This is a genomic window from Kitasatospora sp. MBT66, assembly GCF_000710405.2.
Classification (GTDB): Bacteria; Actinomycetota; Actinomycetes; order Streptomycetales; family Streptomycetaceae; genus Kitasatospora; species Kitasatospora purpeofusca.
In genome coordinates, this window is record NZ_JAIY01000004.1 from 898,782 (window position 1) to 920,050 (window position 21,269).

At 74.3% G+C, this 21,269-nt stretch carries 18 protein-coding genes and 1 tRNA gene; 11 read left to right on the forward strand and 8 right to left on the reverse strand.

Annotated features, from left to right (window positions below):
• The 6 genes from BI06_RS10700 to BI06_RS10725 all read right to left on the reverse strand — a co-directional run bounded on the left by BI06_RS10700 (position 1) and on the right by BI06_RS10725 (position 6,505).
• Positions 1-1,059, reverse strand: a complete 1,059-nt coding sequence (locus tag BI06_RS10700; RefSeq protein WP_030397801.1) for a hydroxymethylglutaryl-CoA reductase — start codon at positions 1,057-1,059, stop codon at positions 1-3.
• The gene (fni, locus tag BI06_RS10705; protein ID WP_037782427.1) at positions 1,056-2,138 is read right to left on the reverse strand and encodes a type 2 isopentenyl-diphosphate Delta-isomerase; all 1,083 of its coding nucleotides are present in this window, start codon (positions 2,136-2,138) and stop codon (positions 1,056-1,058) included. The genes BI06_RS10700 and fni overlap by 4 nt, the downstream gene beginning before the upstream one ends.
• Positions 2,135-3,346: a phosphomevalonate kinase gene (locus tag BI06_RS10710; protein WP_063794950.1), complete on the reverse strand. Its 1,212-nt coding sequence runs from the start codon at positions 3,344-3,346 to the stop codon at positions 2,135-2,137. The genes fni and BI06_RS10710 overlap by 4 nt, the downstream gene beginning before the upstream one ends.
• A complete protein-coding gene (gene mvaD / locus BI06_RS10715; protein WP_037782429.1) occupies positions 3,343-4,404 on the reverse strand; it encodes a diphosphomevalonate decarboxylase in 1,062 nt (353 codons plus the stop codon). Before mvaD ends, BI06_RS10710 begins: the two co-directional genes overlap by 4 nt.
• A complete protein-coding gene (gene mvk / locus BI06_RS10720; RefSeq protein ID WP_078880597.1) occupies positions 4,394-5,431 on the reverse strand; it encodes a mevalonate kinase in 1,038 nt (345 codons plus the stop codon). The genes mvaD and mvk overlap by 11 nt, the downstream gene beginning before the upstream one ends.
• 162 nt (positions 5,432-5,593) lie before the next feature.
• The gene (locus tag BI06_RS10725; RefSeq protein ID WP_030397806.1) at positions 5,594-6,505 is read right to left on the reverse strand and encodes an aromatic prenyltransferase; all 912 of its coding nucleotides are present in this window, start codon (positions 6,503-6,505) and stop codon (positions 5,594-5,596) included.
• Between the two features lie 422 nt (positions 6,506-6,927).
• Here BI06_RS10725 and BI06_RS10730 point away from each other — a divergent pair.
• The 8 genes from BI06_RS10730 to BI06_RS52330 all read left to right on the forward strand — a co-directional run bounded on the left by BI06_RS10730 (position 6,928) and on the right by BI06_RS52330 (position 16,361).
• Positions 6,928-7,000 (forward strand) — tRNA-Lys (locus BI06_RS10730).
• A 412-nt stretch (positions 7,001-7,412) separates the two neighbouring features.
• On the forward strand, positions 7,413-9,134 hold the full coding sequence (locus BI06_RS10735) for an LCP family protein (RefSeq protein WP_043467199.1): 1,722 nt from the start codon (positions 7,413-7,415) through the stop codon (positions 9,132-9,134).
• A gap of 186 nt (positions 9,135-9,320) precedes the next feature.
• Positions 9,321-10,106: a VOC family protein gene (locus BI06_RS10740; RefSeq protein WP_030397808.1), complete on the forward strand. Its 786-nt coding sequence runs from the start codon at positions 9,321-9,323 to the stop codon at positions 10,104-10,106.
• A gap of 153 nt (positions 10,107-10,259) precedes the next feature.
• The gene (locus tag BI06_RS10745) at positions 10,260-11,042 is read left to right on the forward strand and encodes an HAD family phosphatase (protein ID WP_037782434.1); all 783 of its coding nucleotides are present in this window, start codon (positions 10,260-10,262) and stop codon (positions 11,040-11,042) included.
• Complete coding sequence (locus tag BI06_RS10750) at positions 11,039-13,450, forward strand: glycoside hydrolase family 65 protein (RefSeq protein ID WP_043467202.1); 2,412 nt, start codon at positions 11,039-11,041, stop codon at positions 13,448-13,450. Before BI06_RS10745 ends, BI06_RS10750 begins: the two co-directional genes overlap by 4 nt.
• A gap of 124 nt (positions 13,451-13,574) precedes the next feature.
• Positions 13,575-15,314, forward strand: a complete 1,740-nt coding sequence (locus BI06_RS10755; protein WP_107113317.1) for a pyruvate dehydrogenase — start codon at positions 13,575-13,577, stop codon at positions 15,312-15,314.
• A gap of 74 nt (positions 15,315-15,388) precedes the next feature.
• Positions 15,389-16,081: a helix-turn-helix domain-containing protein gene (locus BI06_RS10760; RefSeq protein ID WP_082558405.1), complete on the forward strand. Its 693-nt coding sequence runs from the start codon at positions 15,389-15,391 to the stop codon at positions 16,079-16,081.
• Positions 16,082-16,112: 31 nt separating this feature from the next.
• Entirely contained in the window at positions 16,113-16,361 is a 249-nt protein-coding gene (locus tag BI06_RS52330) for a DUF6126 family protein (protein ID WP_043467205.1), read from the forward strand.
• A gap of 18 nt (positions 16,362-16,379) precedes the next feature.
• On the opposite strand, the gene BI06_RS10770 is transcribed toward BI06_RS52330, so the two are convergent.
• The gene (locus tag BI06_RS10770) at positions 16,380-18,116 is read right to left on the reverse strand and encodes a PLP-dependent aminotransferase family protein (RefSeq protein ID WP_082558407.1); all 1,737 of its coding nucleotides are present in this window, start codon (positions 18,114-18,116) and stop codon (positions 16,380-16,382) included.
• Positions 18,117-18,200: 84 nt separating this feature from the next.
• Here BI06_RS10770 and BI06_RS10775 point away from each other — a divergent pair, with 84 nt between their 5' ends.
• Complete coding sequence (locus BI06_RS10775) at positions 18,201-19,172, forward strand: hypothetical protein (protein ID WP_149030325.1); 972 nt, start codon at positions 18,201-18,203, stop codon at positions 19,170-19,172.
• 24 nt (positions 19,173-19,196) lie between these two features.
• Here the strand turns inward: BI06_RS10775 and BI06_RS10780 are convergent, their stop codons facing one another.
• On the reverse strand, positions 19,197-19,667 hold the full coding sequence (locus BI06_RS10780; RefSeq protein WP_233290091.1) for a carboxymuconolactone decarboxylase family protein: 471 nt from the start codon (positions 19,665-19,667) through the stop codon (positions 19,197-19,199).
• 110 nt (positions 19,668-19,777) lie between these two features.
• Between BI06_RS10780 and BI06_RS10785 the strand changes: the two genes are divergently transcribed.
• Complete coding sequence (locus tag BI06_RS10785; protein WP_030397817.1) at positions 19,778-20,671, forward strand: sigma-70 family RNA polymerase sigma factor; 894 nt, start codon at positions 19,778-19,780, stop codon at positions 20,669-20,671.
• A 197-nt stretch (positions 20,672-20,868) separates the two neighbouring features.
• Positions 20,869-21,243 carry a YciI family protein gene (locus BI06_RS10790; RefSeq protein WP_043467212.1) on the forward strand — a complete coding sequence of 125 codons (375 nt, stop codon included), beginning with the start codon at positions 20,869-20,871 and terminating at the stop codon, positions 21,241-21,243.
• The last annotated feature ends 26 nt before the right edge of the window (positions 21,244-21,269 follow it).

Genomic DNA, 21,269 nt, shown 5'->3' on the forward strand with positions numbered 1-21,269 from the left:
CTATACTCCGACCTTCTCCGTGTTGCCGCGTTCCAGGTGGACGTGGGCGCGCATCAGCTCGCCCGGGTTGGTCTGCGCCGCGAGCAGCGACAGCTCGCCGCAGAGCACGGTCGCCGCCGCGATCACGGCGAGCCGGCGGGCGTTCTCGCCGGGCTCGCGGTCGGCCCGGCAGCCCAGCCGGGCCAAGTTGGTCTCCACGAAGGCGAGCCCCTTGCCGTTGCCGACCGTGCCGACGATCAGGTTCGGCAGGGTGCAGGCGAAGTACAGGTCGCCGTCGCGGTCCTCGGCCATCACGACGCCCTGCGAGCCCTCGACGATGTTGGCCGCGTCCTGGCCGGTGGCCAGGTAGAAGCCGAGCAGCATGTTCGCGAAGTGGGCGTTCGCCGAGCGGATGCCGCCGGCGAGCAGGGTGCCGAGCATGTTCTTGCGGATGTTCAGCTGGACGATCTTCGCCGCGGTGGTGTGCAGCACCCCGGTGACGACCTCGCGCGGCACCAGCAGCTCGGTCACCACGTTCTTGCCCCGGCCGAGGATGCCGTTGACCGCGGTGGCCTTCTTGTCGGTGCAGTAGTTGCCCGAGATCGACCCGTAGGAGATGCCGGGGACGGTCTGCAGCAGGTGCTGCAGCAGCACGTCGGAGGCGAGGGTGGCCATGTTGTGCCCGGAGGCGTCGCCGGTGGTGAACTCGAACCGGACGAACAGCAGGTTGGCGTTGATCTCGTGCCGGACGCCGACGAGTTCGGCGAACCGGCTGCAGCCGCGCACCACCTCCTGCAGCTCCGCGAAGCGGTCCCGGATGCTCCGGGCGGCGGCCAGCGCCGTCCCCGCGTCGGTCGCCTCGACCAGCACCGAGCGGGTCATCCGCTCGTCCACCAGGGTGGCGACGATGCCCTGCTCGGCGAGCATCGAGACCTTGGCGCCCCGGCCCACCGAGGGCCACAGCGGCGACTCGTAGGTGGCCAGCGGGACATGGGTCTCGGTGGTGGTGACGTTGCCCGAGATGCGCACCGGACCCACCCAGCGCATCGGGACGCCGGCGATGGCGTGGTCCTCGGTCATCGGATGCCTCCGGTGGTGGTGGGCGCGGCGGCGGAGCGCCGGGCGAACTGCGCGGTGTCGATGCCGCGGTCGGCGCAGAACTCGCGCAGGGTGCCCTGGATCAGCAGGTCCCGGCCGGTCAGCGCGGCCGGGGTGGCCGCGCCGAGCATGGTCATCAGCGCCGCCAACTGGTCCAGCCAGCTGGACAGCTGGGTGACCAGCGCCTCCACGCCCTCGTCCATCAGGGTGCGCAGGAAGGTGCCGGATGCCCCGACGCCGTGGGCGCCGAGCGCCAGGGCGCGGGCCACGTCCAGCGGGTGGCGCACACCGCCGGAGGCCAGCACCGGCAGGCCCACGTCCCGGCTGTCCAGCAGACAGGCGGCCGTGGAGAGGCCCCAGCCCTCCAGGAAGGTGTAGTCGCGCAGGTCGCGCCGGCCGTTCTCGATCCGGGCGAAGTCGGTGCCGCCCCGGCCGCCGAGGTCGGCCACCCGGACGCCCAGGTCGCGCAGGACCCGGACGGTGTCCCCGCTGAGGCCGAAACCGACCTCCTTGACGATGACCGGGACACCCACGCCCTCCACGATCCGGCCGATCTGCGGCACCCAGGCGGAGAAGGAGCGGTCGCCCTCCGGCATCACCGTCTCCTGGACGGTGTTGATGTGGATCTGCAGCGCGTCGGCCTTCAGCAGGTCGACGGCGCGGCGCGCCTTGTCGACCGAGGCGGTGGCGTTGACGTTGGCCAGGACGAAGCCGTCCGGGTTCTCCTCGCGCAGCACGCTGAAGGTGCCGGCGCAGGACTCGTCCTTGAAGTAGGCGCTCATCGAGCCGGAGGCGATCGGCACCCCGGTCTCCCGGGCGGCGATCGCGAGGTCGCGGTTGATTCTGCCGGTCATCTCGCTGCCGCCGGTCATGGCGTTGATGTACAGCGGGACCGGCCAGGAGAAGCCGGCGAACTCCGTGGCCAGCGACACGTCCGGACGGTCGATCCCGGCCAGGGCGTGGTGGACGAACGTCACCTCGTCGAACTGGTTGCGTCCGACGTGGCCGTGCTGCTGCTCGACCGCGAGCCGGACGTGGTCGTCCTTGCGTTGAGAGATCATTCCTCGTTCCCTTCCGTGGCGGGTCGCAGGTCCAGGGGTCGCACCCCGGCCGCGGTCCACCGTTCGCGTAGGTGGTCGATGTCCGGCGGGGCGGCGGTGGCCCCGGCCCGGGAGTTGCTGGACGGCGCGGTGCCCGGGGCGGTCCGGGTGTCCGCGGCGTCGGGGGCGTCGGCGGCGTCGGCGACGCCCGGGGTGTCGGGGCGGGCGCGGGTGTCCGGCAGCTCCAGCAGGGCGATGCCGCAGTCACCGCCCCCCGCGCCGGAGGGCTTGGCCGCGCCGCCGACGGCCTCGGCGGCGTCGCACAGCGCCGTCAGGGCGGGCGTGAAGACGCCGAGCCCGGCCTCCTCGTCGAGCCGGGCCAGCTCCCGGCGGGCGCGCCGGACGCCGTCCAGCAGCGCGGCCCGGTCGCCGTGTTCGATCGCGTCGGCGGCGGCCCGCACCAGGTCGGCGCTGGCGGCCACGAACCGGCGGTGCAGCCCGGACACCAGCTCCGTGGTGGAGGCGGGGGTGCCGGTCCAGCCGACCTCCAGCGCCACCCCCGCGGGCGGCGGCAGCCGGCGCACCTCGAAGCCCGGCCAGGGCTCCGCCAGCGCCCCGGCCACGCCACGCCGGCGGACCAGGTCGAGCACGGCGGCCCGGTCGGGCGACCGGTAGGCGATCCAGCCGCCCCAGGTGCTGGCGGCCAGGTCGCCGCCGGAGCCCTTGGGGTCGAGTTCGGCCGAGGCCAGCAGCGCCAGCCGGTACCGCTCCTCGGCCGACAGCGCCAGACCGCAGTGGGCGGCCACGGCCGCGACGGTCGCCACGGTCACCGCACCGCTGGACCCGAGGCCGAACTTGACCCCGTCCCGGTGCAGTTCGCTGCTGACGGCGATGTCCAGCTCCGGTGCCGGACGGCCGTGTTCGGCCAGCAGCCGGGTGACGGTCCGGAGCGCGGCGAGCACATGGGCCAGCTCCCGGCGGGCCCGGTCGGCGTCCTCGACTCCGACCGGGTCGAGCCGGTCGCCCCGGCGGAGCCAGCGCACCGGCGCCGCGAGCAGGTCGGAGGAGACCAGCGTCCCGTCCCCGGAGGGCTCGGTGACGGTCGCGGTGACCCGGCGGTCGACCGCCACCAGGATCGCCGGGTTGCCCGGCTCCACCACCGCGTACTCGCCCGCGACGAACAGCTTGCCCGGCGCGCGCCGGACCACCGGCGGGCGGCCGGTGGTCACGCGTCCGCGTCCCGCAGCCGGGCGGCAGGTCCGGGGCCGGCGATGTGCACCGAACCGCCGCGGACGGCCTCGCGGACCACCCCGGCCACCCGGTCCGCCTCGGACCGCCGGCAGAGCACCTTGACGTTGGGTCCGGCGTCCATGGTCGCCCAGGCCGACACCCCGGCGCGGCGCAGCTCCAGCACCGCGTCCAGCACGGTCAGGGTGGCCGCGGAGAGGTAGCGCACCGCCGGACGGGCCGCCAGCATGGTGGCGTGCATCCCGAGCGCGTTCCGCTCGGCGACCTCGCCCACCGCGTCCAGGTCGGCCCGCCGCAGCGCCTCCCGCATCTCGGCCAGGTCGGCCTGGCTGGAGGCGGCCCACGGCCGGTACAGCGGCGAGGTGGCGACGGTGCGCCGCATGGCCTCGCGGCTGGACACCGCCTTCGGCCCGGCGTCGACCACCGCGACCACCAGCGCCGGGTCCAGCGCGGCCACCGGCACCGGGACGGGCTCGGCGTAGGAGCCGAGGTCGGGGTCGCCGCCGCGGTCCGGCTGCCCGGCGTGCCAGATCGCGAAGCCGCCGAAGACGGAGCGCGAGGCCGAGCCGGAGCCGCGCCGGGCCAGCCGGGACAGTCCGGTGGCGTCCAGGCCGAGTCCGTACGCGGCGTCGGCGGCGGTCGCCAGCGCGGCGAAGCCGCTCGCGGAGGAGGCCAGTCCGGCGCCGGTGGGGACGGTGTTGCGGGTGTCCACGACGGCCCGCAGCGGGCTTCCGGCGCGTTCCCTGACCAGGTCGAGGAAGGCGGTCACCCGGCGGCGCGGCTCGCCCTCCAGGGGCGCGCCGTCCAGCGTCACGGTGTCCTCACCGGCCCCGGGGTCGAGCCGGACCCGGGTGGTGGTCGGGAACACGTCCAGGGTCATCGAGAGGCTGTCGGTCCAGGGCAGGACGAGCTGCTCGTCCCGCTTGCCCCAGTACTTGACCAGCGCGATGTTCGGATGGGCGACCGCGGTGGCGTCCCCGGCGGCGCTGCCGGGGGCGGGACGCGGGCGGGTGGTGGCGGTCGGCTGCTCAGCGGCCATGGCCGGGGTACTCCCTCAGCGGTACGGACCAGGTCTGGACGGCGCCGGCGGCGAGCAGCGCGCGGGTGACCTCCGCGGCCGACTCCTCGGCGGCCAGGGCGATCACGCAGCCGCCCATGCCGCCGCCGGTGATCTTGGCCCCGAGGCCGCCGGCGGCCAGCGCGGCCGAGACCATCCCGTCGATCCGGTCGGTGCTCAGGCCGCCCGCGCGGAGCAGCTCGTGGTAGTCGGTGAGCTGGGCGCCGAGCTGCTCGGGCCGGCCCTCGGCGAGTGCCGTCCGGGCGGTCCCGGTCAGCTCGGAGGCCCGGCGCAGGAAGGCCTCCTGGGTGCCCGGCCGCTGCCGGAAGCCCTCGCGGAGCAGCTCGACGGCGTCCTTGGTCCGGCCCGCCACGCCGCTGTCGGCGACGATGAACAGGCCGTCGCAGCCGATCGGCAGCTCCTCCGCCCGACCGGCCCGGAACAGCAGCGGCGCGGTCGCACCGACGGCCATCGCGTCGACGCCGCTGGCCCGGCCGTGCGCCACGTTCTCGGCGGTCTGCACCAGGTCGAACGCCAGCTGCGGGGTGACCTCGCGCTCGAACAGGTCGGCCAGCGCGTGCACCACGGCCCGCGCGCAGGCGGCGCTGGAGCCGAGGCCGCGGCCGACCGGGATCGCGCAGTCGATGATCACATCGAGGTGCAGGCTGTCGGGCACGCCCATGGCGGCCCGGAACTCGGCGGTCAGCCGGTGCAGTCCGTCGGAGGCCTGGGCGGGCTTGGGCCGGGACTCGGAGCCGGTCATGGTGAGGGAGAAGTCGTCCGGGTCGGCCGGGGACTGCGCGGAGTACCCGGCGGTGGCGGTGACGCCCAGCTGCGGGAGCGGGAGGGCGAGCGCCGGGGCTCCGTAGACGACCGCGTGCTCACCCAGCACGATCGCCTTGGCCCGGGCCCGGCCGGTGCCGACCGGCCGGGCGCCGCGGTTCTCCGACAACCCCTCGGGTGCGGCGGGTAGGGACAACGAACTCAGCTCCCCGTTTCGTTTCTGCATGGAGATCGCTCATCCAGAGTTCTCGGAAGGAAGGAATCCGGTGGCGGGACGGAAAAGGGCCTGCCGGGGACCCTGTTCGGGTCCCCGGCAGGCCCGGGGTGGTGCTGGTGCCGCAGGTGGTGCGGGTGCCGCGGGTGTCGCGGGTTGCGACTCCGCGACGGGTTACGACTCGGCGACGAGCATCTTCTCGACCGGCCGGCGCCACTGGTAGTACGACTGGATCTTGTGGTACTCGCCCTTGGGCGTGACCGTCACGCCGTAGACGAAGTTGCGGCCCTCGGTGCTGTACGGGGCGTCCTGGACCAGCCGGACGATCTGCGGGGCGACGGTCACCGGCAGTGCCAGCGGCTCGGGCGTCATGACCGAGTAGGTGATCCGCGAGATCTTCGGGGAGTCCCAGCTCAGCGTGGCGTACATGACGAACGCCTTCTCGTTGAAGGTCAGCAGCTCCTCGCTCGGGGCCGGCAGGCCCAGTTCGGCGAGCAGCGAGCGGACGCCCTCGGGCGCGAAGGTCTCCCGCGGCACCCGGCCGGAGGCCCCGCCGCCGAAGTAGAGGTTGACGGTCCGGCTGCCGTAGTCGATGCCGACGGTGCTGACGATGTCCGACAGGCCGTAGCGGTCGAACAGCTCCAGGTTGGCGGTGATGCCCTCCGGTGCCGACGGCAGCGCGGCGACCTCGCGGACCGTCAGCAGCCGCTCGATGGTCGGGAAGGACCAGGTCTTGGTGAACCCGGCCCGGACACCGAAGTCGACGCCGCAGCTGTCGATCGGGAGCTCGCCGTGGACCTCGGCCAGCAGCTTGCCGACCGGGTGGTCGGTCTTCTCGGCCAGGCCGTTCGCCAGCGCGACGGCGTAGGGGTCGAGGCCCCGGGGGAGCATGGTGAACCGGCAGTCGAGGTCATCGGCACCGAGTGGGCTGTTCTGCACCCGGAAGGAGATCACCGACTCCGGCAGCACGTCCTGGTAGGCGGTCAGGATCGGCCACACCGTCTCGCGCTCGAAGGGCACGTCCACCACACGGGCGGTTCCCTCGACGGCCGCGTAGAAGTTCTCCAGGAAGGCGCTTTCCGACATTCTTCTTCCACCTGTCCAATCGTGGCGTCTGCGTGGATCTGGGGGGTTCGTCGCGGGGGTCGTGCACGCCGCGACGTCGCACAGCCGTCAGCCGCGGGCCGGACACCCGCACCGGACACCGGGCGGGTGCGTACGCCGAGGCACACGCGGGTGACGGACGAACCGAGGGGAATCACTGCCGTGCCGACCGAAGACCTGGTCCGACCTGCGCGGACCGGCGGTTCTGGCACTCAACACCCGCCCCCGGAACGGGTTTTGGGCAGGGTGGGCGTGCAGAAATAGTGACACGCGCCCCGCCCGCCGGCCAAGGCCCCCGGAAAGTGACCTGGGTCACGCTCCCCCCGCCCGGCCCCGGGGCCCCGGACGCGGGGTGGTATTCGGCGGCACGGGACGGCCCGGTCTGGCATGATGTCCCCGGTGTCGGGGTGCTAGCTCAATGGGTAGAGCAGCGGACTTTTAATCCGTAGGTTCAGGGTTCGAGCCCCTGGCGCCCCACCGACGCGAAAGGCCCGGGCCGGAGACCTCCGACCCGGGCCTTCGTCGTTCCACCGGCGGCGAACGGGGCGCGGCCGGTGACGCAGAGCATGCGAACGATGCGTTCTGACGATCGGTTTGTATGATCCAAGCCGGGTCCGTTGGGGGACATCGGACCCGCACGGAGGGCCGCGGACGGCGCAGCCGGGGGTGTTCGTCGGTTATTGCGACCGTCGTACATGCAACCCGGGAGCGGTCTCGACCGTCTCTCTGTGTGCAGTGCGTCCGGCCGTAGAGGGCGCAGCGTCCGCCGGTGAAAGGTTCAGGCATGTCAGGTCAGTGGGGCGAGGGTCCGGCTCGCGGTGACGACGCGCCCGGTGCGCTCACGGCCGACGGTGCCGGCGGCGGTGCGTCCGGGGCACCCGGTGCCCCGGTGCCCGGGCCCAGGCCCGGCGGCCGCGCCGAGGCCCGGCGGGCCGCCCAGGGCAAGCCGGGTCCGGCCAAGGCGGGTCCGGCCCAGGCCGGTGCGGCCGCGGCCGGTGGCGGCGGACGGGCCGCGGCCAGGGCCGCAGCCCGCAAGCCGAAGCGGGACGTCAAGAAGATCGTCGCCTGGTCCGCCGCCGGCGTGCTGGTGCTGCTGGCGGGTGCCGGCGGGCTGATCTACTACCAACTCAACGGCAACATCAAGTCCTTCGACGCGGACGCGATAGCGAAGGACCGCCCGCCGGAGGCGCAGGCCGACGCGGACGGCAACAAGCCTGTCAACCTGCTGCTGATCGGCTCCGACAGCCGGGGCAAGAACAACTCCGACCTCGGCGGCGGCGAGGACGGTGGCGCCCGCTCGGACACCACGATCCTGCTGCACGTCTACGCCGACCACAAGCACGCCGTGGGCATCTCGATACCGCGCAACGCGATGGTGGCGATACCGTCCTGCAAGCTGCCCAACGGCAAGTGGACCAAGGGTTCGAACAGCGACCTGTTCAACGCGGCCTTCTCCGTCGGCGGCACCGACGAGGGCAACCCCGCCTGCACCCAGAACACCGTGGAGAAGCTCACCGGGATCCGGGTCGACCACACCATGGTGGTGGACTTCCAGGGCTTCGCGGCGATGACCAAGGCGGTCGACGGCGTGGACGTCTGCCTGCCCGAGGACATCCACGAGAAGGACCTCAACGACAAGCTGCCCGCCAAGGGCGCCGTGGTCCTGAAGAAGGGTCCGCAGAAGGTGGAGGGTCAGCAGGCGCTCGACTACGTGCGGCTGCGGCACGGCATCGGCGACGGCTCCGACATCGGCCGGATGAAGCGCCAGCAGGCCTTCATCAGCTCGCTGGCGAGCAAGATCAAGAAGCAGGGGCTCAACCCGACCACCCTGCTGCCGCTCGCCAACGCCGCCACCAGCTCGCTCACCGTGGACCCGGGGCTCGACAGCGCCGACAAGCTGATGTCCTTCGGCCTCTCGCTGCGCAACATCGACCTGCACGACCTGAAGTTCGTCACCCTGCCCTGGCGCTACCGCACCGTGGACAAGAACATCGACATCGTCGACGCGGACGCCAAGAAGCTCTGGGCCACCCTCAAGGCCGACCAGACCATCGACGGCCAGAACGCCACCGGCGAGCAGCCGGCGGAGGCCCCGTCCCCGACCGCCCCGCCGGCCGTGGCGGCGACCACCGCGACCACCCCGGCGGCCGCGGCCCACGCCGCCGCGGCCGGCTCCCCGCTCGCCGACACCAAGAGCATCAAGGTGTCGGTCTACACCGGCACCAGCGCCACCGGCATGGCCGGCAAGGCGGCCGAGCAGCTGAAGGCGGCCAAGTTCACCGCCACCGCCGTCGGCCGGGCCGACAACCTCAAGTACACGACCACGATGGTCCAGTACGGCTCCGGGCAGAAGGCGAACGCGGAGAAGGTCGCCGCGGTGTTCCCCGGCGCGGTGGTCGAGCCCAGCACCTCGGCCGGGATCACCGTGATCGTCGGCCAGGACTTCGCGGCGGCCAACGGCGCCACCACCCCGGGTGCCTCCGGCAGCGCCCCGGCGACGGGCCCGTCCGCCCCCGCCGTGCCGCAGCCGCTGCCCAGCAGCATCGTCGCCGACGCCCGCTCGGCGGACGACAACATCTGCGACAACACCACCTACGGCTCCGGCGGCTGACCCGCCCCGGCCCCGGCCCCGCGGCGGGGCCGGAGGCGGCGGCGGGAGGCGGTGGGACGCCGTCCGGTGGCGGGATCGCGGAGGCACGGCGATCGTGGGCGGTGTACGGCCGTCCGGCCGCGCGGCCCGAGCGGGCCTGCGCCCGGTGGCCCGTCCGGCGGAGGACCATCGCTTGGAGGCCCAGGAATGCCCGTAGTCACCGCACCGTACAAGCCCGGCACCCCGTGCTGGGTGGACCTGATGGCGAGCGACCAGCAGGCCGCGCTCGACTTCTACCGCGACCTGTTCGGCTGGCAGGGCGAAGTCGGCCCGCCCGAGTTCGGCGGCTACGCCGTGTGCTCGCTCAACGGCAGGCCGGTCGCCGGGATCATGGCCCGCTCCGGCCCGGAGGGGCAGCCGCTGCCCCCGGTCTCCTGGACCACCTACCTCGCCGCCGACGACGCCGACGCGGCCGGGCAGGCCATCTCCGGCGCCGGCGGCACCATCCTCTACCCGGTGATGGACGTGGGCGACACCGGCCGGATGCTGGTCGCGGCGGACCCGACCGGTGCGGTCTTCGGCGTCTGGCAGAAGCTGGAGTTCATCGGCGCGGGCGTCGTCAACGAGCCCGGAGCGCTGGTCTGGAACGAGCTCAACACCACCGACACCGGGGCGGCCGGCCGGTTCTACCAGCAGGCGCTCGGCCTGCGCCCCGCCACGGTCCAGGGCATGGACGGCTTCTACTCGCTCAACGTCGGCGACCACACGGTGGGCGGCATGCAGCCGGTCGCCGAGTACCTGCCGCCGGGCACCCCCTCGCACTGGATGACCTACTTCTCGGTGGACGACACCGACTCCACGGTGGACGCCCTGGTGAAGGCCGGCGGCTCGGTGGTCCAGCCGCCGTTCGACATGCAGGCCGGGCGGATGGCGGTGGTGCGGGACCCGCAGGGCGCGGTCTTCGCGCTCACCTCCACCCCGGACTCACCCTGAGCCCCACGCTCCCCCCGGGGCCCGGACATCTCCTGGGCCCCGGACGCCTCCCGGGCGACGGGCGTCCCGCCCGTGCCGCCCCGGCCGCCCGTTCCCGCGACGCGCCGCCGGGAATGGGCGGTCGAACGCGCTCTGCGGGGTAAGACTGCACCCATGCTGGGGCTACCGGACGACATCCGCGCTTTCCTGTTCGACCTCGACGGGGTGCTCACCCAGACCGCCACGGTGCACGCCGCGGCCTGGAAGGACACCTTCGACAACTTCCTGCGCGCCGAAGCCGCGCGCACCGGCGGGCCGTTCACCCCCTTCGACGCCGTCGCCGACTACGACGCGTACGTGGACGGGCGGCCCAGACTCGACGGCACCCGCGCCTTCCTCGACAGCCGGGGGATCGAGCTGCCCGAGGGCACCGACACCGACCCGCCGGGCACCCGCACCGTGCAGGGCATCAGCCGGGCCAAGAACGACACCGTGCTGCGGATGATCCGCGAGCAGGGCGTCGCCCCGTACCGGGGCTCGGTCGACTACGTGCGCCGGCTGCGCGCGCTCGGCCTGCCCACCGCCGTGGTCTCGTCCAGCGCCAACTGCCGGGACGTGCTGCGCGCCGCGGGCATCGAGGGCTACTTCGACGTGATCGTGGACGGCCTCGTCGCCACCCGGGACGGACTGCCGGGCAAGCCCGCGCCGGACACCTACCTGGCCGCCGCCCGGGCCCTGGGCGTCGAGCCCGCGCACGCCGCCGTGTTCGAGGACGCGCTGGCCGGGGTCGCCTCCGGCCGGGCCGGCGGCTTCGGCGCGGTGGTCGGGGTGGACCGGGTCGGCCAGGCCGCCGAACTGCGCCGCGACGGCGCCACCGTGGTGGTCCAGGACCTCGCCGAACTGATCCCCGACCCCGGGCCGCAGGCCCCCGGCAAGCCCGAGGAGACACCGGCATGAGCGGCCAGGAGCAGCCCTTCGTCGTCGACCCGTGGCAGGTCGTCGAACCGGGCCTCGACCTCACCTCGATGGCCCGCGCCGAATCCGTGTTCGCGCTCTCCAACGGCCACATCGGGCTGCGCGCCAACCTCGACGAGGGCGAGCCGCACGGCCTGCCCGGCACCTACCTGAACGGTGTCTTCGAGCTGCGCCCGATGCCGTACGGCGAGGGCGGCTACGGCTACCCGGAGTCCAGCCAGAGCGTCATCAACGTGACCAACGGCAAGATCGTCCGACTGCTGGTGGACGACGAGCCCTTCGACCTCCGGTACGGCGAACTGGTCAGCCACCGCCGCTGGTTGGACTTCCGCGACGGCCTGCTGCGGCGGTCCGCCGAGTGGACCTCCCCGGCCGGGCGGACCGTCCGGGTCGACTCCACCCGGCTGGTCTCGCTCACCCAGCGGGCGGTCGCCGCGATCGAGTACACCGTGGAGGCGGTGGACGCCCCGGTCCGGATCGTGCTGCAGAGCGAACTCGTGGCCAATGAGCAGCTGCCCGGCGGCGCCGACGGCGACCCGCGGGCCGCCGCCGTCCTGGAGGCCCCGCTGATCGCCGAGGCCAACCACGCCGGCGGGACGAAGGCGGTGCTGGTGCACCGCACCCGCTACAGCGGCATCCGGGTCGCCGCCGGCATGGACCATGTGATCGAGGGGCCGGACCGGCTGGACACCGTCGCCGAGGCGGAGGACGACCACTGCCGGATCAGCGTCACCACCGTGCTCCGCCCCGGCGAGCGGCTGCGGCTGGTGAAGTTCATGGCCTACGGCTGGTCCGCGACCCGCTCGCTGCCCGCCGTCCGGGACCAGGTGGAGGCCGCGCTCACCGCCGCCCGGTACACCGGCTGGGACGACCTGGTCGCCGAACAGGCCGAATACCTCAGGGAGTTCTGGGAGACCAGCGATGTCGAGATCGACGGCGACGTCGAACTCCAGCAGGCCGTCAGGTTCGCCCTCTTCCACGTCCTCCAGGCCGGCGCCCGGAGCGAGGAGCGCGCCATCCCGGCCAAGGGGCTGACCGGCCCCGGCTACGACGGGCACAGCTTCTGGGACACCGAGGCCTTCGTCCTGCCGGTGCTCACCTACTGCCTGCCCTCCGCCGTCACCCAGGCCCTGCGCTGGCGGCACACCACCCTGCCGATGGCCCGCGAGCGCGCCGTCCAGCTCGGCCTGGCCGGGGCGGTGTTCCCCTGGCGGACGATCCGCGGCGAGGAGTGCTCCGGGTACTGGCCGGCCGGCACCGCCGCGTTCCACATCGGCGCGGACATCGCGGTCGCCGTCGCCCGCTACGTCCGGACCAGCGGGGACGTCGAGTTCGAGCGCGAGTACGGGCTCGAACTCCTGGTCGAGACGGCCCGGATGTGGCGCTCGCTCGGCCACCACGACGCCGCCGGCCGGTTCCGGATCGAGGGCGTGACCGGCCCCGACGAGTACAGCGCCGTCGCCGACAACAACGTCTACACCAACCTGATGGCGCAGACGAACCTGCTGGCCGCCGCCGAGTCCGCCGCCCGGCACCCGCGCGAGGCCGCGGCGCTCGGCGTCGACACCGAGGAGACGGCGGCCTGGCGGGACGCCGCCTCGGCGATGTTCGTCCCGTACGACGCCAACCTCGGCGTCCACCCGCAGGCCGACGGCTTCACCGACCACCAGGTCTGGGACTTCGAGAACACCCCGGCGGAGAACTACCCGCTGCTGCTGCACTACCCGTACTTCGACCTGTACCGGAAGCAGGTGGTCAAGCAGGCCGACCTGGTGCTCGCCATGCAGGTCCGCGGCGACGCGTTCACCGACGAGCAGAAGGCCCGCAACTTCGCCTACTACGAGCGGCTGACCGTCCGCGACTCCTCGCTCTCCGCGTGCACCCAGGCGGTGATCGCCGCCGAGGTCGGGCAGCTCGACCTCGCGTACGACTACACCGCCGAGGCCGCCCTGATGGACCTCCACGACCTCGGCGGCAACACCCGGGACGGCCTGCACATGGCCTCGCTCGCCGGGGCCTGCATCGCGCTGGTGGCGGGCTTCGGCGGACTGCGGGACCACGGCGAGGCGCTGTGGTTCCGGCCCAGGCTGCCCTCCGGGCTGACCCGGATCGGCTTCTCGCTGCTGATCCGGGGCAAGCTGCTGCAGGTGCGGATCGACCACGACGAGACCACGTACACGCTGCGCCGGGGCGACGTGATCCACCTGCGGCACGACGGGGAGCCGGTGCAGGTGAAGGCCGGCGAGCCGGTCTCGCTGCCGACCACCGCGCCGCCCGCGCAGGAGCGCTGCGCCCAGCCGCCCGGCCGCGAACCGGCCCGCCGCCAGCCCCAGGCGGGCGTGCCCGGCGGTCGCATCTCCTCCGGCCCGGACCACCTCGCCGCCGAGTAGGCCCGGCGTTCTGGCGTTTCCCCCCGCCCCCCTCACCCGAACGGGCCACTCCCGGGTGCGGGGGACGGCGGGGCGGCGGAGGGTGCTGGTGTCGTGCGTCCCCGGCAGTCCCCGACGGCAGGAGATCCCCGTGGTGAGTGTGGCCGAGCAGATGGTGGCGGTGCTCCGGCAGGCCGGTGTGGAGCGGGTCTACGGCGTGGTCGGCGACAGCCTGAACCCGGTGGTGGACGCCATCCGCCGGACGGACGGCATCGCCTGGGTGCACGTCCGCAACGAGGAGGCCGGTGCCTTCGCGGCCGCCGCCGAGGCCGAGCTGACCGGCCGCCTCGCGGTCTGCGCCGGCTCCTGCGGCCCCGGCAACACCCACCTTGTCCAGGGCCTCTACGACGCGCAGCGCAGCGGCGTGCCCGTGCTCGCCCTGGCCTCGCACATCCCGTCCGGCCAGATCGGCACCGGCTTCTTCCAGGAGACCCACCCCGAGCGGGTGTTCACCGACTGCAGCGGCTGGTGCGAGATGCTCTCCACCGCCGCCCAGATGCCCCGGCTGCTGCGGATCGCGATCCAGCACGCCCTCGGCGCCCGGGAGGTCTCGGTGCTGGCCTTCCCCGGCGACGTGGCGGCGCTGTCCGCCGCCGCCCCGACCGGCAGCAGCCAATTCCTCACCGAACGGGCCGTCGCCGCCCCGCCCTGGTCCCAGGTGCAGGAGCTGGCCCGGGTGCTCAACGCCGCGCCCAGGGTGGCGCTGTTCTGCGGCGCGGGCGTCCGCGAGGCGCACACCGAGGTGATGGAGCTCGCGGCCACCCTGTGCGCGCCGGTCGGGCACTCCCTGCGCGGCAAGGAGTGGATCCAGTACGACAACCCGTACGACGTCGGGATGAGCGGCCTGCTCGGCTACGGCGCCTGCCACGAGGCCCTGCACTCCGCCGACCTCGTCCTGCTGCTCGGCACCGACTTCCCCTACGACTCCTTCCTGCCCCAGGCCCGCACCGTCCAGGTGGACCACGACGCCACCCGGCTCGGCCGCCGGACGGCGCTGGACCTCGCGGTGCACGGCGACGTCCCGGCCACCCTGCGGGCGGTCCTGCCGCTGCTGGAGCGGAAGACCGACCGGACCTTCCTCGACGACATGCTGGGCCGCCACTACCGGGCGCTGGAGGACGTGGTCGGCGCCTACACCCGGGACATCGGGAAGCACCTGCCGATCCACCCGGAGTACGTGGCCTCGGTGCTGGACGAGGTGGCCGCCGAGGACGCGGTCTTCACCGTCGACACCGGCATGAACAACGTCTGGGCCGCCCGCTACCTGCAGCCCAACGGGCGCCGCCGGGTGATCGGCTCCTTCCTGCACGGGTCGATGGCCAACGCCCTCCCGCACGCGATCGGCGCCCAACTCGCCTTCCCCGGGCGGCAGGTGGTGGCGATGTCGGGCGACGGCGGGCTGTCGATGCTGCTCGGCGAGCTGCTCACGGTGGCCAGGCACCGGCTGCCGGTGAAGACCGTGGTCTTCAACAACGGCGCGCTCGGCATGATCAAGCTGGAGATGCTGGTCTCCGGCTACCCGGAGTCGGAGGTCGACAACGGGGACGTCGACTACGCCGGGATCGCCCGGGCGATGGGCATCCCGGCCAAGCGGGTCACCGAGCCGGCGCGGGTGCGGGAGGTCCTGGCGGAGGCGCTGGAACGACCCGGCCCGGCCCTGGTGGACGTGGTCACCGACCCGAACGCGCTGTCCGTGCCGCCGCACATCACCGCGGCCCAGCTGAAGGGCTTCGCGCTGGCCGCAGGCCGTACGGTGCTGGCGGGCGGGGTCGGGCGGATGATCGACCTGGCCCGGTCCAATCTGCGGAACATCCCCCGGCCGTAGCCCTCGACTCCGGGGCCTTTTGCCTCTTGGGCAAAAAGTTTGCCCGGGCGGCACAAGAGGTGTCCACTGGGCACATGACCACCAGCCCAGCCGGTCCGCCCGCCGACCCCGGCGCTCCCGCCGAACCCGGTAGTCCCGCCGCCGCCGTCCCGGTCGCCCCCGCGGACGACCACGAGACGCCGGAGGTGGCCGGCCTCGCCCTGAGGCTGCGTGAGCACCGGCTCGGCAGCCGCCTCACGCTGGAGGTCGCCGCCGCCCGGGTCGGTCTCTCCCCAGCCTACTTGTCCCGACTGGAGACCGGGCGCCGACAGCCCTCCCTGCCCGTCCTGCTCGGCCTCGCCCGCGCGTACGGCACCTCCGTCTCCGGTCTGCTCGGCGAGGCGTTCACCGAGCCCGACCCGGTGGTGCGCGGCGGCGCGATCGAACCGGGCCGGGCCGGCGGCTGGGGCTACCGGCGGGCCGGCGCGCCCGGCCGGGCGATGCAGGCGCTGCGCGTGCACGTCCCCCCGGGCGTGCAGGACGCGGTGGTCCGGGTCCACCCGGGCGAGGAGTGGCTGTACGTGCTCCGCGGCCGGCTCCGGCTGACCCTCGGCGAGCGGGTCCACCTGCTCGACGAGGGCGACTCGGCGCACTTCGACTCGCTCACCCCGCACTGCATCGCCGCCGACTCCTCGTCCGGGGTCGAGCTGCTCTTCATGCACACCCTGCTGCAGAGCCCCGGCGGCGAACTCTGCCTCGGCGGCGGCCCCGCCGCCCCGCACCACTGACCCGACGTCAGGACATCCGGAGGAGATCCCCATGGCCGATCCCACCACCACCGAGACCGGGGCCGTGTCCGCCCCCGCCGCCGTTGCCCCCGCCCCCGCCCCCGCCGCCGCCGCGGTGCCCGCACCCGCGGCCGTGCGCGCGAAGCCGGCCAAGACCATCGACGCGGGCAAGCAGGCCAACCGCCGCATCGGCGTCCGCCTGGTGATCTACACCGTCGCCACCCATGCCTTCGCCGGCTTCATCCTGCTCCTCTTCGAGCTGGGCAACCGCAACAAGTAGCCCGCCGCCGAGGGTGGTTCAGCTCTCGCGGAGGATCCCGCAGAGGGCGTCCAGGGCGGCCGGGAAGGCGTGGTCGGACGGGGTCGCGTAGCCGACGACCAGGGCCGGCGGGGCGTCCGGTGCGTCGCCCGGTGTGTCGTTCGGCGAGGTGTCGGATGCGTTGTGCGGTGCGGCGTCCGGCCGGGCGTCCGGTGCGGCGGACAGGTCCAGGGCCCGTTCGGCGTCCGGCCGGGCCCGGTACCAGTCGAGCCCGGTGAGCACCAGGCCGGCCGCGCGGGCCCGCTCCAGCAGCTCCGCCTCCGGACGGGAGCCCGGCGGCAGCTGCAGGACGGCGTGCAGCCCGGCGGCGATCCCGGTGACCCGGACCTGCGGCGCCCGCTCGGCGAGCGCCGCGACCAGCAGGTCCCGGCGGCGCCGGTAGTGCAGCCGGCAGCGCCGCACATGCCGGTCGTAGCGGCCCGAGGTGATCAGCTCGGCGAAGGTCAGCTGGTCGGTCACCGGGCTCATGGTGTCCGCCAGGGCCTTGAGCCGGGCGACCGGTTCGACCAGCTCGTCCGGGAGGGCCAGCCAGGCCAGCCGCAGTCCGGGGGCCAGGCTCTTGGCGGCGGTGCCGCCGTACACCACGCGGTCCGGGTCGAGCGCCTGCATCGCGCCCAGCGGCTGCCGGTCGTAGCGGAACTCGCCGTCGTAGTCGTCCTCGATCACGTACCCGTCCCGCTCGCGGGCCCAGCGGACGGCCGCCGCCCGGCGGTCGGCGGCCAGCGCGGCGCCGCTCGGGAACTGGTGGGCCGGGGTGAGCAGTACCGCCCCCAGGCGCTCCGCCGTCCCGCCCGCCCCGCCCAGGTCGTCCAGCAGGTCGGTCCGGGCCCCGTTGCAGTCCAGCGGCAGCGGGGCGAGGCCGAGCCCGGCCGCCCGCAGCACCTCGCGCTGCGGCGGCAGGCCGTAGCCCTCGACCGCGATCCGGCCAGCCCCTCGCCCGCGCAGCGCGGCGGCCAGCAGGCCGAGGCCCTGGCCGAAGCCGGCGCACACCAGCAGCCGGTCCGGGTCGGTGCGCACGCCCCGGACCCGGGCCAGGTAGTCGCTGAGCGCCTGCCGCAGCTCGATCCGGCCGAGCGGGGAGCCGTAGTCGAAGGCGTCGTGCGGGGCGACGGCCAGGGCCCGGCGGGCGCTGGCCAACCAGGCGCTGCGCGGGAACAGCGAGAGGTCGGGCCGCCCGGCGAGCAGGTCGTGCCGCCCGGTGGGGCGGCGGTCGGCGCGGACGGTGGCGGGGCGCCCGGCGGGCCGGGGCGCGGCGCGTTCGGCGACCGTGGTGCCGGAGCCCGGCCGCGAGCCGAGCCAGCCCTCGGCGGTCAGCTGCCCGTACGCCTCCACGACGGTGTTGCGGGCGATGCCGAGGTCCTCGCCGAGCGCCCGGGAGGACGGCAGCCGGGTGCCCGGGGCGAGCCGACCGTCCTGGACGGCCTCGCGCAGCGCGTCCTCCAGGGCGGCGCGCAGCCCGACCCCGGCGGCCCGGCGTTCGGTGAGGTCGAGGTGCAGGTCGCCGCCGAACGCCGTCCACGGCGCGTTGGCGCGGGCCCGGGCGCCGCGGGCCTCGCGCGGCGCATCGGGGGAGACCTCGGGGGAGACGTCGGGAGTGGCTGCGGGGGCGGCGTCGGGAGCGGCGGCGGAGGTGTCCCGGGCGGCGCTCCGGGGGGTGTCGGGAGCGTTCCGGGGGGCGCTCGGCACGGGGCCGGGGGTCGTTCGGGGGCGGCTCATGGCGGGATTATCCCCGCGCCCCCCGCGGCCCGCGGATCTCCGATACATTGCGCCGGACGCACGACCGCGGTGGGGGTGGCGAACATGGCTTACCAGTACGGGAGTTCAGCGGTTCCGCGGCGAAGAAGGCGCCCCGGCGGCGGGGGCTGCCTCGGCGCCTTCCTGGTGCTGCTCTGCTGCGCGGCGCTGGGCTACCCGCTGGCCCTGCCGGTCCTGCTGCCGGCCCTGATGGGCGCCCAGACCCCGCCCCAGCACGTCACCCCGGGGCAGGTCGCGATCCTGGTCGCCGTCTCCTGCGCGGTCGCCCTGCTGCTGGACTGGCAGGCGGCCCGGGGCCGCCGCCGGGTCGCGCCCTGGGTGGTGCCCGCCCGGGCGGCCGTACTGGCCGGCGCCTGCTCGCTGCTCGCCCACCTGGTCGGCGTGTACGCGGTGCCGAAGCTCCTCGGCACCCAGGACCCGGCCGCGGCGAACGGCTACGCGCTGCAGTGCCTCGCCGTCGGGGCCTTCGCCTGGGGGTGGCGGACCTCGGTCCGCGCCTGGTCCGGCGACCTGCTGGTGCGGCCGCCGGTCCGCCCGGCCCGCGCCGGTACCGGGCGTTCCACCACCCGCACCACCACCGTCTCCCGGCCCTCGGCGGGGGAGGTGTGGGTGGCGATGGTGCCGTTCCGGGACCGGGCGGAGGCCGCCCGGCACTACTGCGTCGTGGTCGGCACCCGGTCCGGCTACGCCGAGGTGCTGCAGATCACCAGCAAGGACAAGGACCACCGGGACGACTACATCCGGATGGAGAACGAGGGCTGGGACCGCACCGGCAAGGCCTCCTGGGTCGAGATCGGGATGGCCCCGCGCCGGGTGCCCTACGAGAGCTTCCTCTCCGACCACCCGCAGGGCCCGTGCCCGCCGCGGATCTGGCGGGAGATCCAGCGCCGCCAGTCCGCCCTCGGCGCCGCCCGGACCCCGTCCCCGGCCCCGCGTCCGCGCCCGGTCGGCGGTCCGGCCCCGTCCGCCCGCGGCCCGCGCCGCCCCCCGACCTCCGCCCGCGGCCGCCAGCCCTGATCCTGATCCCGGCCCGGACCCGGTTCAGCTCCAGGTCGCGCCGGCCGGCTCCTGGACGGTCGCGTTGATCCGGTTGAAGAAGTTCGTCAGCCCGATCATCAGGATGATCGCCGAGAGCTGCTCCTCGTTGAAGTGGTCCGCCGCCGCGTCCCAGACCGCGTCCGGCACCGCCTGGCCGGAACGGTCGGCGATCCGGGTCGCCGCCTCGGTGAGTTCGAGCGCGGCCCGCTCCTCCTCGTCGAAGAACGGCGCCTCCCGCCAGGCGGCGACGGCGTGCAGCCGCTCGTCCGTCTCCCCGGCCTTCTTGGCCCCGGTGACGCCGGCGAACACGCAGGCGCTGCACCCGTTGATCTGGCTGGCCCGCAGGTGCACCAGCTCCAGGATCCGGTGCGGGACCCCGCCCTGGTACATCGCCTTGTAGATGCTCTGGATGCCCTTCATGGCGTCCGGCAGGACCATGGCGGGGTTCTTCATGCGGGCGGTGTGGGTGGTCATCGGTGGATCCTCCGGGTCTGGTTCTGGGTCCGGGCCGTCCGCGTCCTCGTCACGCGGAGCGGTTAACGTCCGTCAAAGAACTGACGGATCCCGACGCGAGGATGTGACAGGTGGACGGGGAAGACTTTCTGGCGGCCCGCTTCGAGGAGCACCGGCCCCATCTCCGGGCGGTGGCCTACCGGATGCTCGGCTCGCTGAGCGAGGCCGAGGACGCGGTGCAGGAGGCCTGGTTCAAGCTGAGCCGCTCGGACGTGAGCGAGGTGGCCAACCTGGCGGGCTGGCTGACCACCGTGGTCGGACGGGTCTGCCTGGACCTGCTGCGCTCGCGGGCGGCCCGGCGCGAGGACCCGCTGGAGCACCAGGACGGCCAGGAGGTCAGGCTGCCCGATCCGATCATCGGCGGAATCCGGGCTCTCGACCCCGAGCAGGAGATACTCACGGCCGACTCGGTCGGCATCGCGCTGATGATCGTCCTGGAGACGCTGGCACCGGCGGAGCGGCTCTCCTTCGTCCTGCACGACATGTTCTCGGTGCCGTTCGACGAGATCGCCCCGATCCTCGGCCGCACCGCCGCCTCCACCCGCCAGCTCGCCAGCCGCGCCCGGCGCCGGGTCCAGGGCGCCGCACCCGCGCCGGACGCCGACCTGGCGCTGCGCCGCGAGGTGGTGCGGGCGTTCCTGACCGCCGCCCGAGGCGGGGACTTCGAGGCGCTGCTCGCCGTCCTCGACCCCGACGTGGTGGCCCGCTCCGACGGCGGCACCCTGCGCCCCGCCACGCTCCGGCGCGGCGCGACCGAGGTGGCGAGCGGGGCGAGCCTGTTCGGGTCGCAGTTCACCGGCGAGTCCCGGATGGTGCTGGTCAACGGGGAGCCGGCGGTGGCCAGCTTCCTCGACGGCCGCCCGCTCTCGCTCGCGGTGTTCACCGTGCGCGGCGGCAAGGTCGTCGAACTCGACATCTTCACCGACCCGGAGCGGCTGGAGCGGCTCGGCCTGTCGGCCGCCTGACGCGGCCGTCCGACGCCGTCGGCCGGGCCGTGGGACACCCCCGCGGCCCGGCCGGCGGCACACCCCTACCCCCCGTCGTCCCCGTGCGGCAGGATGTCGAAAAGATCTTGTCCAGGGATGTCGAGGCCCCGCGGCCCGCTCCGACCGAAGGGTGAGAGCGCGCCGAACGGGGCGCACGGACCGGGAGGACACCCGAGATGAAGTACATCGCCATGATCTACGGCAACCAGGCGAAGTGGGACGCGTTCCCGGCCGAGGAGTGGCCGGCGGCGATCGCCAAGCAGGAGGCCTTCAACACCAAGTACCGCGAGACCGGCGAACTCCTCGGCGCCTACGGCCTCGCCGACGCGGCCGCCGCCCAACTGGTCCGCCGCGCCGAGGGCCTGCCGGTCGTCACCGACGGCCCGTACCTGGAGACCAAGGAGTACCTGGCCAGCTTCTACGTGCTCGACTGCGAGAGCCTGGAGCGCGCCCAGCGGATCGCCGCCGACATGCCGTACGCGGACGTCGACCCGGTGGAGCTGTGGCCGATCCTGCACGAGTCCCCGTCCCCCGACGCGGCGGACGTGTGAGCGGCGGTCCACTCCCCGCCTTGGGC

What these genes read in the sequence shown, in the direction of transcription:
- BI06_RS10770 (WP_082558407.1), bottom strand. Translation starts at nt 18,116, where the DNA reads ATGAGCCGCCCCCGAACGACCCCCGGCCCCGTGCCGAGCGCCCCCCGG.
- mvaD (WP_037782429.1), bottom strand. Translation starts at nt 4,404, where the DNA reads ATGGCCGCTGAGCAGCCGACCGCCACCACCCGCCCGCGTCCCGCCCCC.
- BI06_RS10780 (WP_233290091.1), bottom strand. Translation starts at nt 19,667, where the DNA reads ATGACCACCCACACCGCCCGCATGAAGAACCCCGCCATGGTCCTGCCG.
- BI06_RS10700 (WP_030397801.1), bottom strand. Translation starts at nt 1,059, where the DNA reads ATGACCGAGGACCACGCCATCGCCGGCGTCCCGATGCGCTGGGTGGGT.
- BI06_RS10745 (WP_037782434.1), top strand. Translation starts at nt 10,260, where the DNA reads ATGCTGGGGCTACCGGACGACATCCGCGCTTTCCTGTTCGACCTCGAC.
- BI06_RS52330 (WP_043467205.1), top strand. Translation starts at nt 16,113, where the DNA reads ATGGCCGATCCCACCACCACCGAGACCGGGGCCGTGTCCGCCCCCGCC.
- BI06_RS10740 (WP_030397808.1), top strand. Translation starts at nt 9,321, where the DNA reads ATGCCCGTAGTCACCGCACCGTACAAGCCCGGCACCCCGTGCTGGGTG.
- BI06_RS10750 (WP_043467202.1), top strand. Translation starts at nt 11,039, where the DNA reads ATGAGCGGCCAGGAGCAGCCCTTCGTCGTCGACCCGTGGCAGGTCGTC.
- fni (WP_037782427.1), bottom strand. Translation starts at nt 2,138, where the DNA reads ATGATCTCTCAACGCAAGGACGACCACGTCCGGCTCGCGGTCGAGCAG.
- BI06_RS10725 (WP_030397806.1), bottom strand. Translation starts at nt 6,505, where the DNA reads ATGTCGGAAAGCGCCTTCCTGGAGAACTTCTACGCGGCCGTCGAGGGA.
- mvk (WP_078880597.1), bottom strand. Translation starts at nt 5,431, where the DNA reads ATGCAGAAACGAAACGGGGAGCTGAGTTCGTTGTCCCTACCCGCCGCA.
- BI06_RS10760 (WP_082558405.1), top strand. Translation starts at nt 15,389, where the DNA reads ATGACCACCAGCCCAGCCGGTCCGCCCGCCGACCCCGGCGCTCCCGCC.
- BI06_RS10775 (WP_149030325.1), top strand. Translation starts at nt 18,201, where the DNA reads ATGGCTTACCAGTACGGGAGTTCAGCGGTTCCGCGGCGAAGAAGGCGC.
- BI06_RS10790 (WP_043467212.1), top strand. Translation starts at nt 20,869, where the DNA reads ATGAAGTACATCGCCATGATCTACGGCAACCAGGCGAAGTGGGACGCG.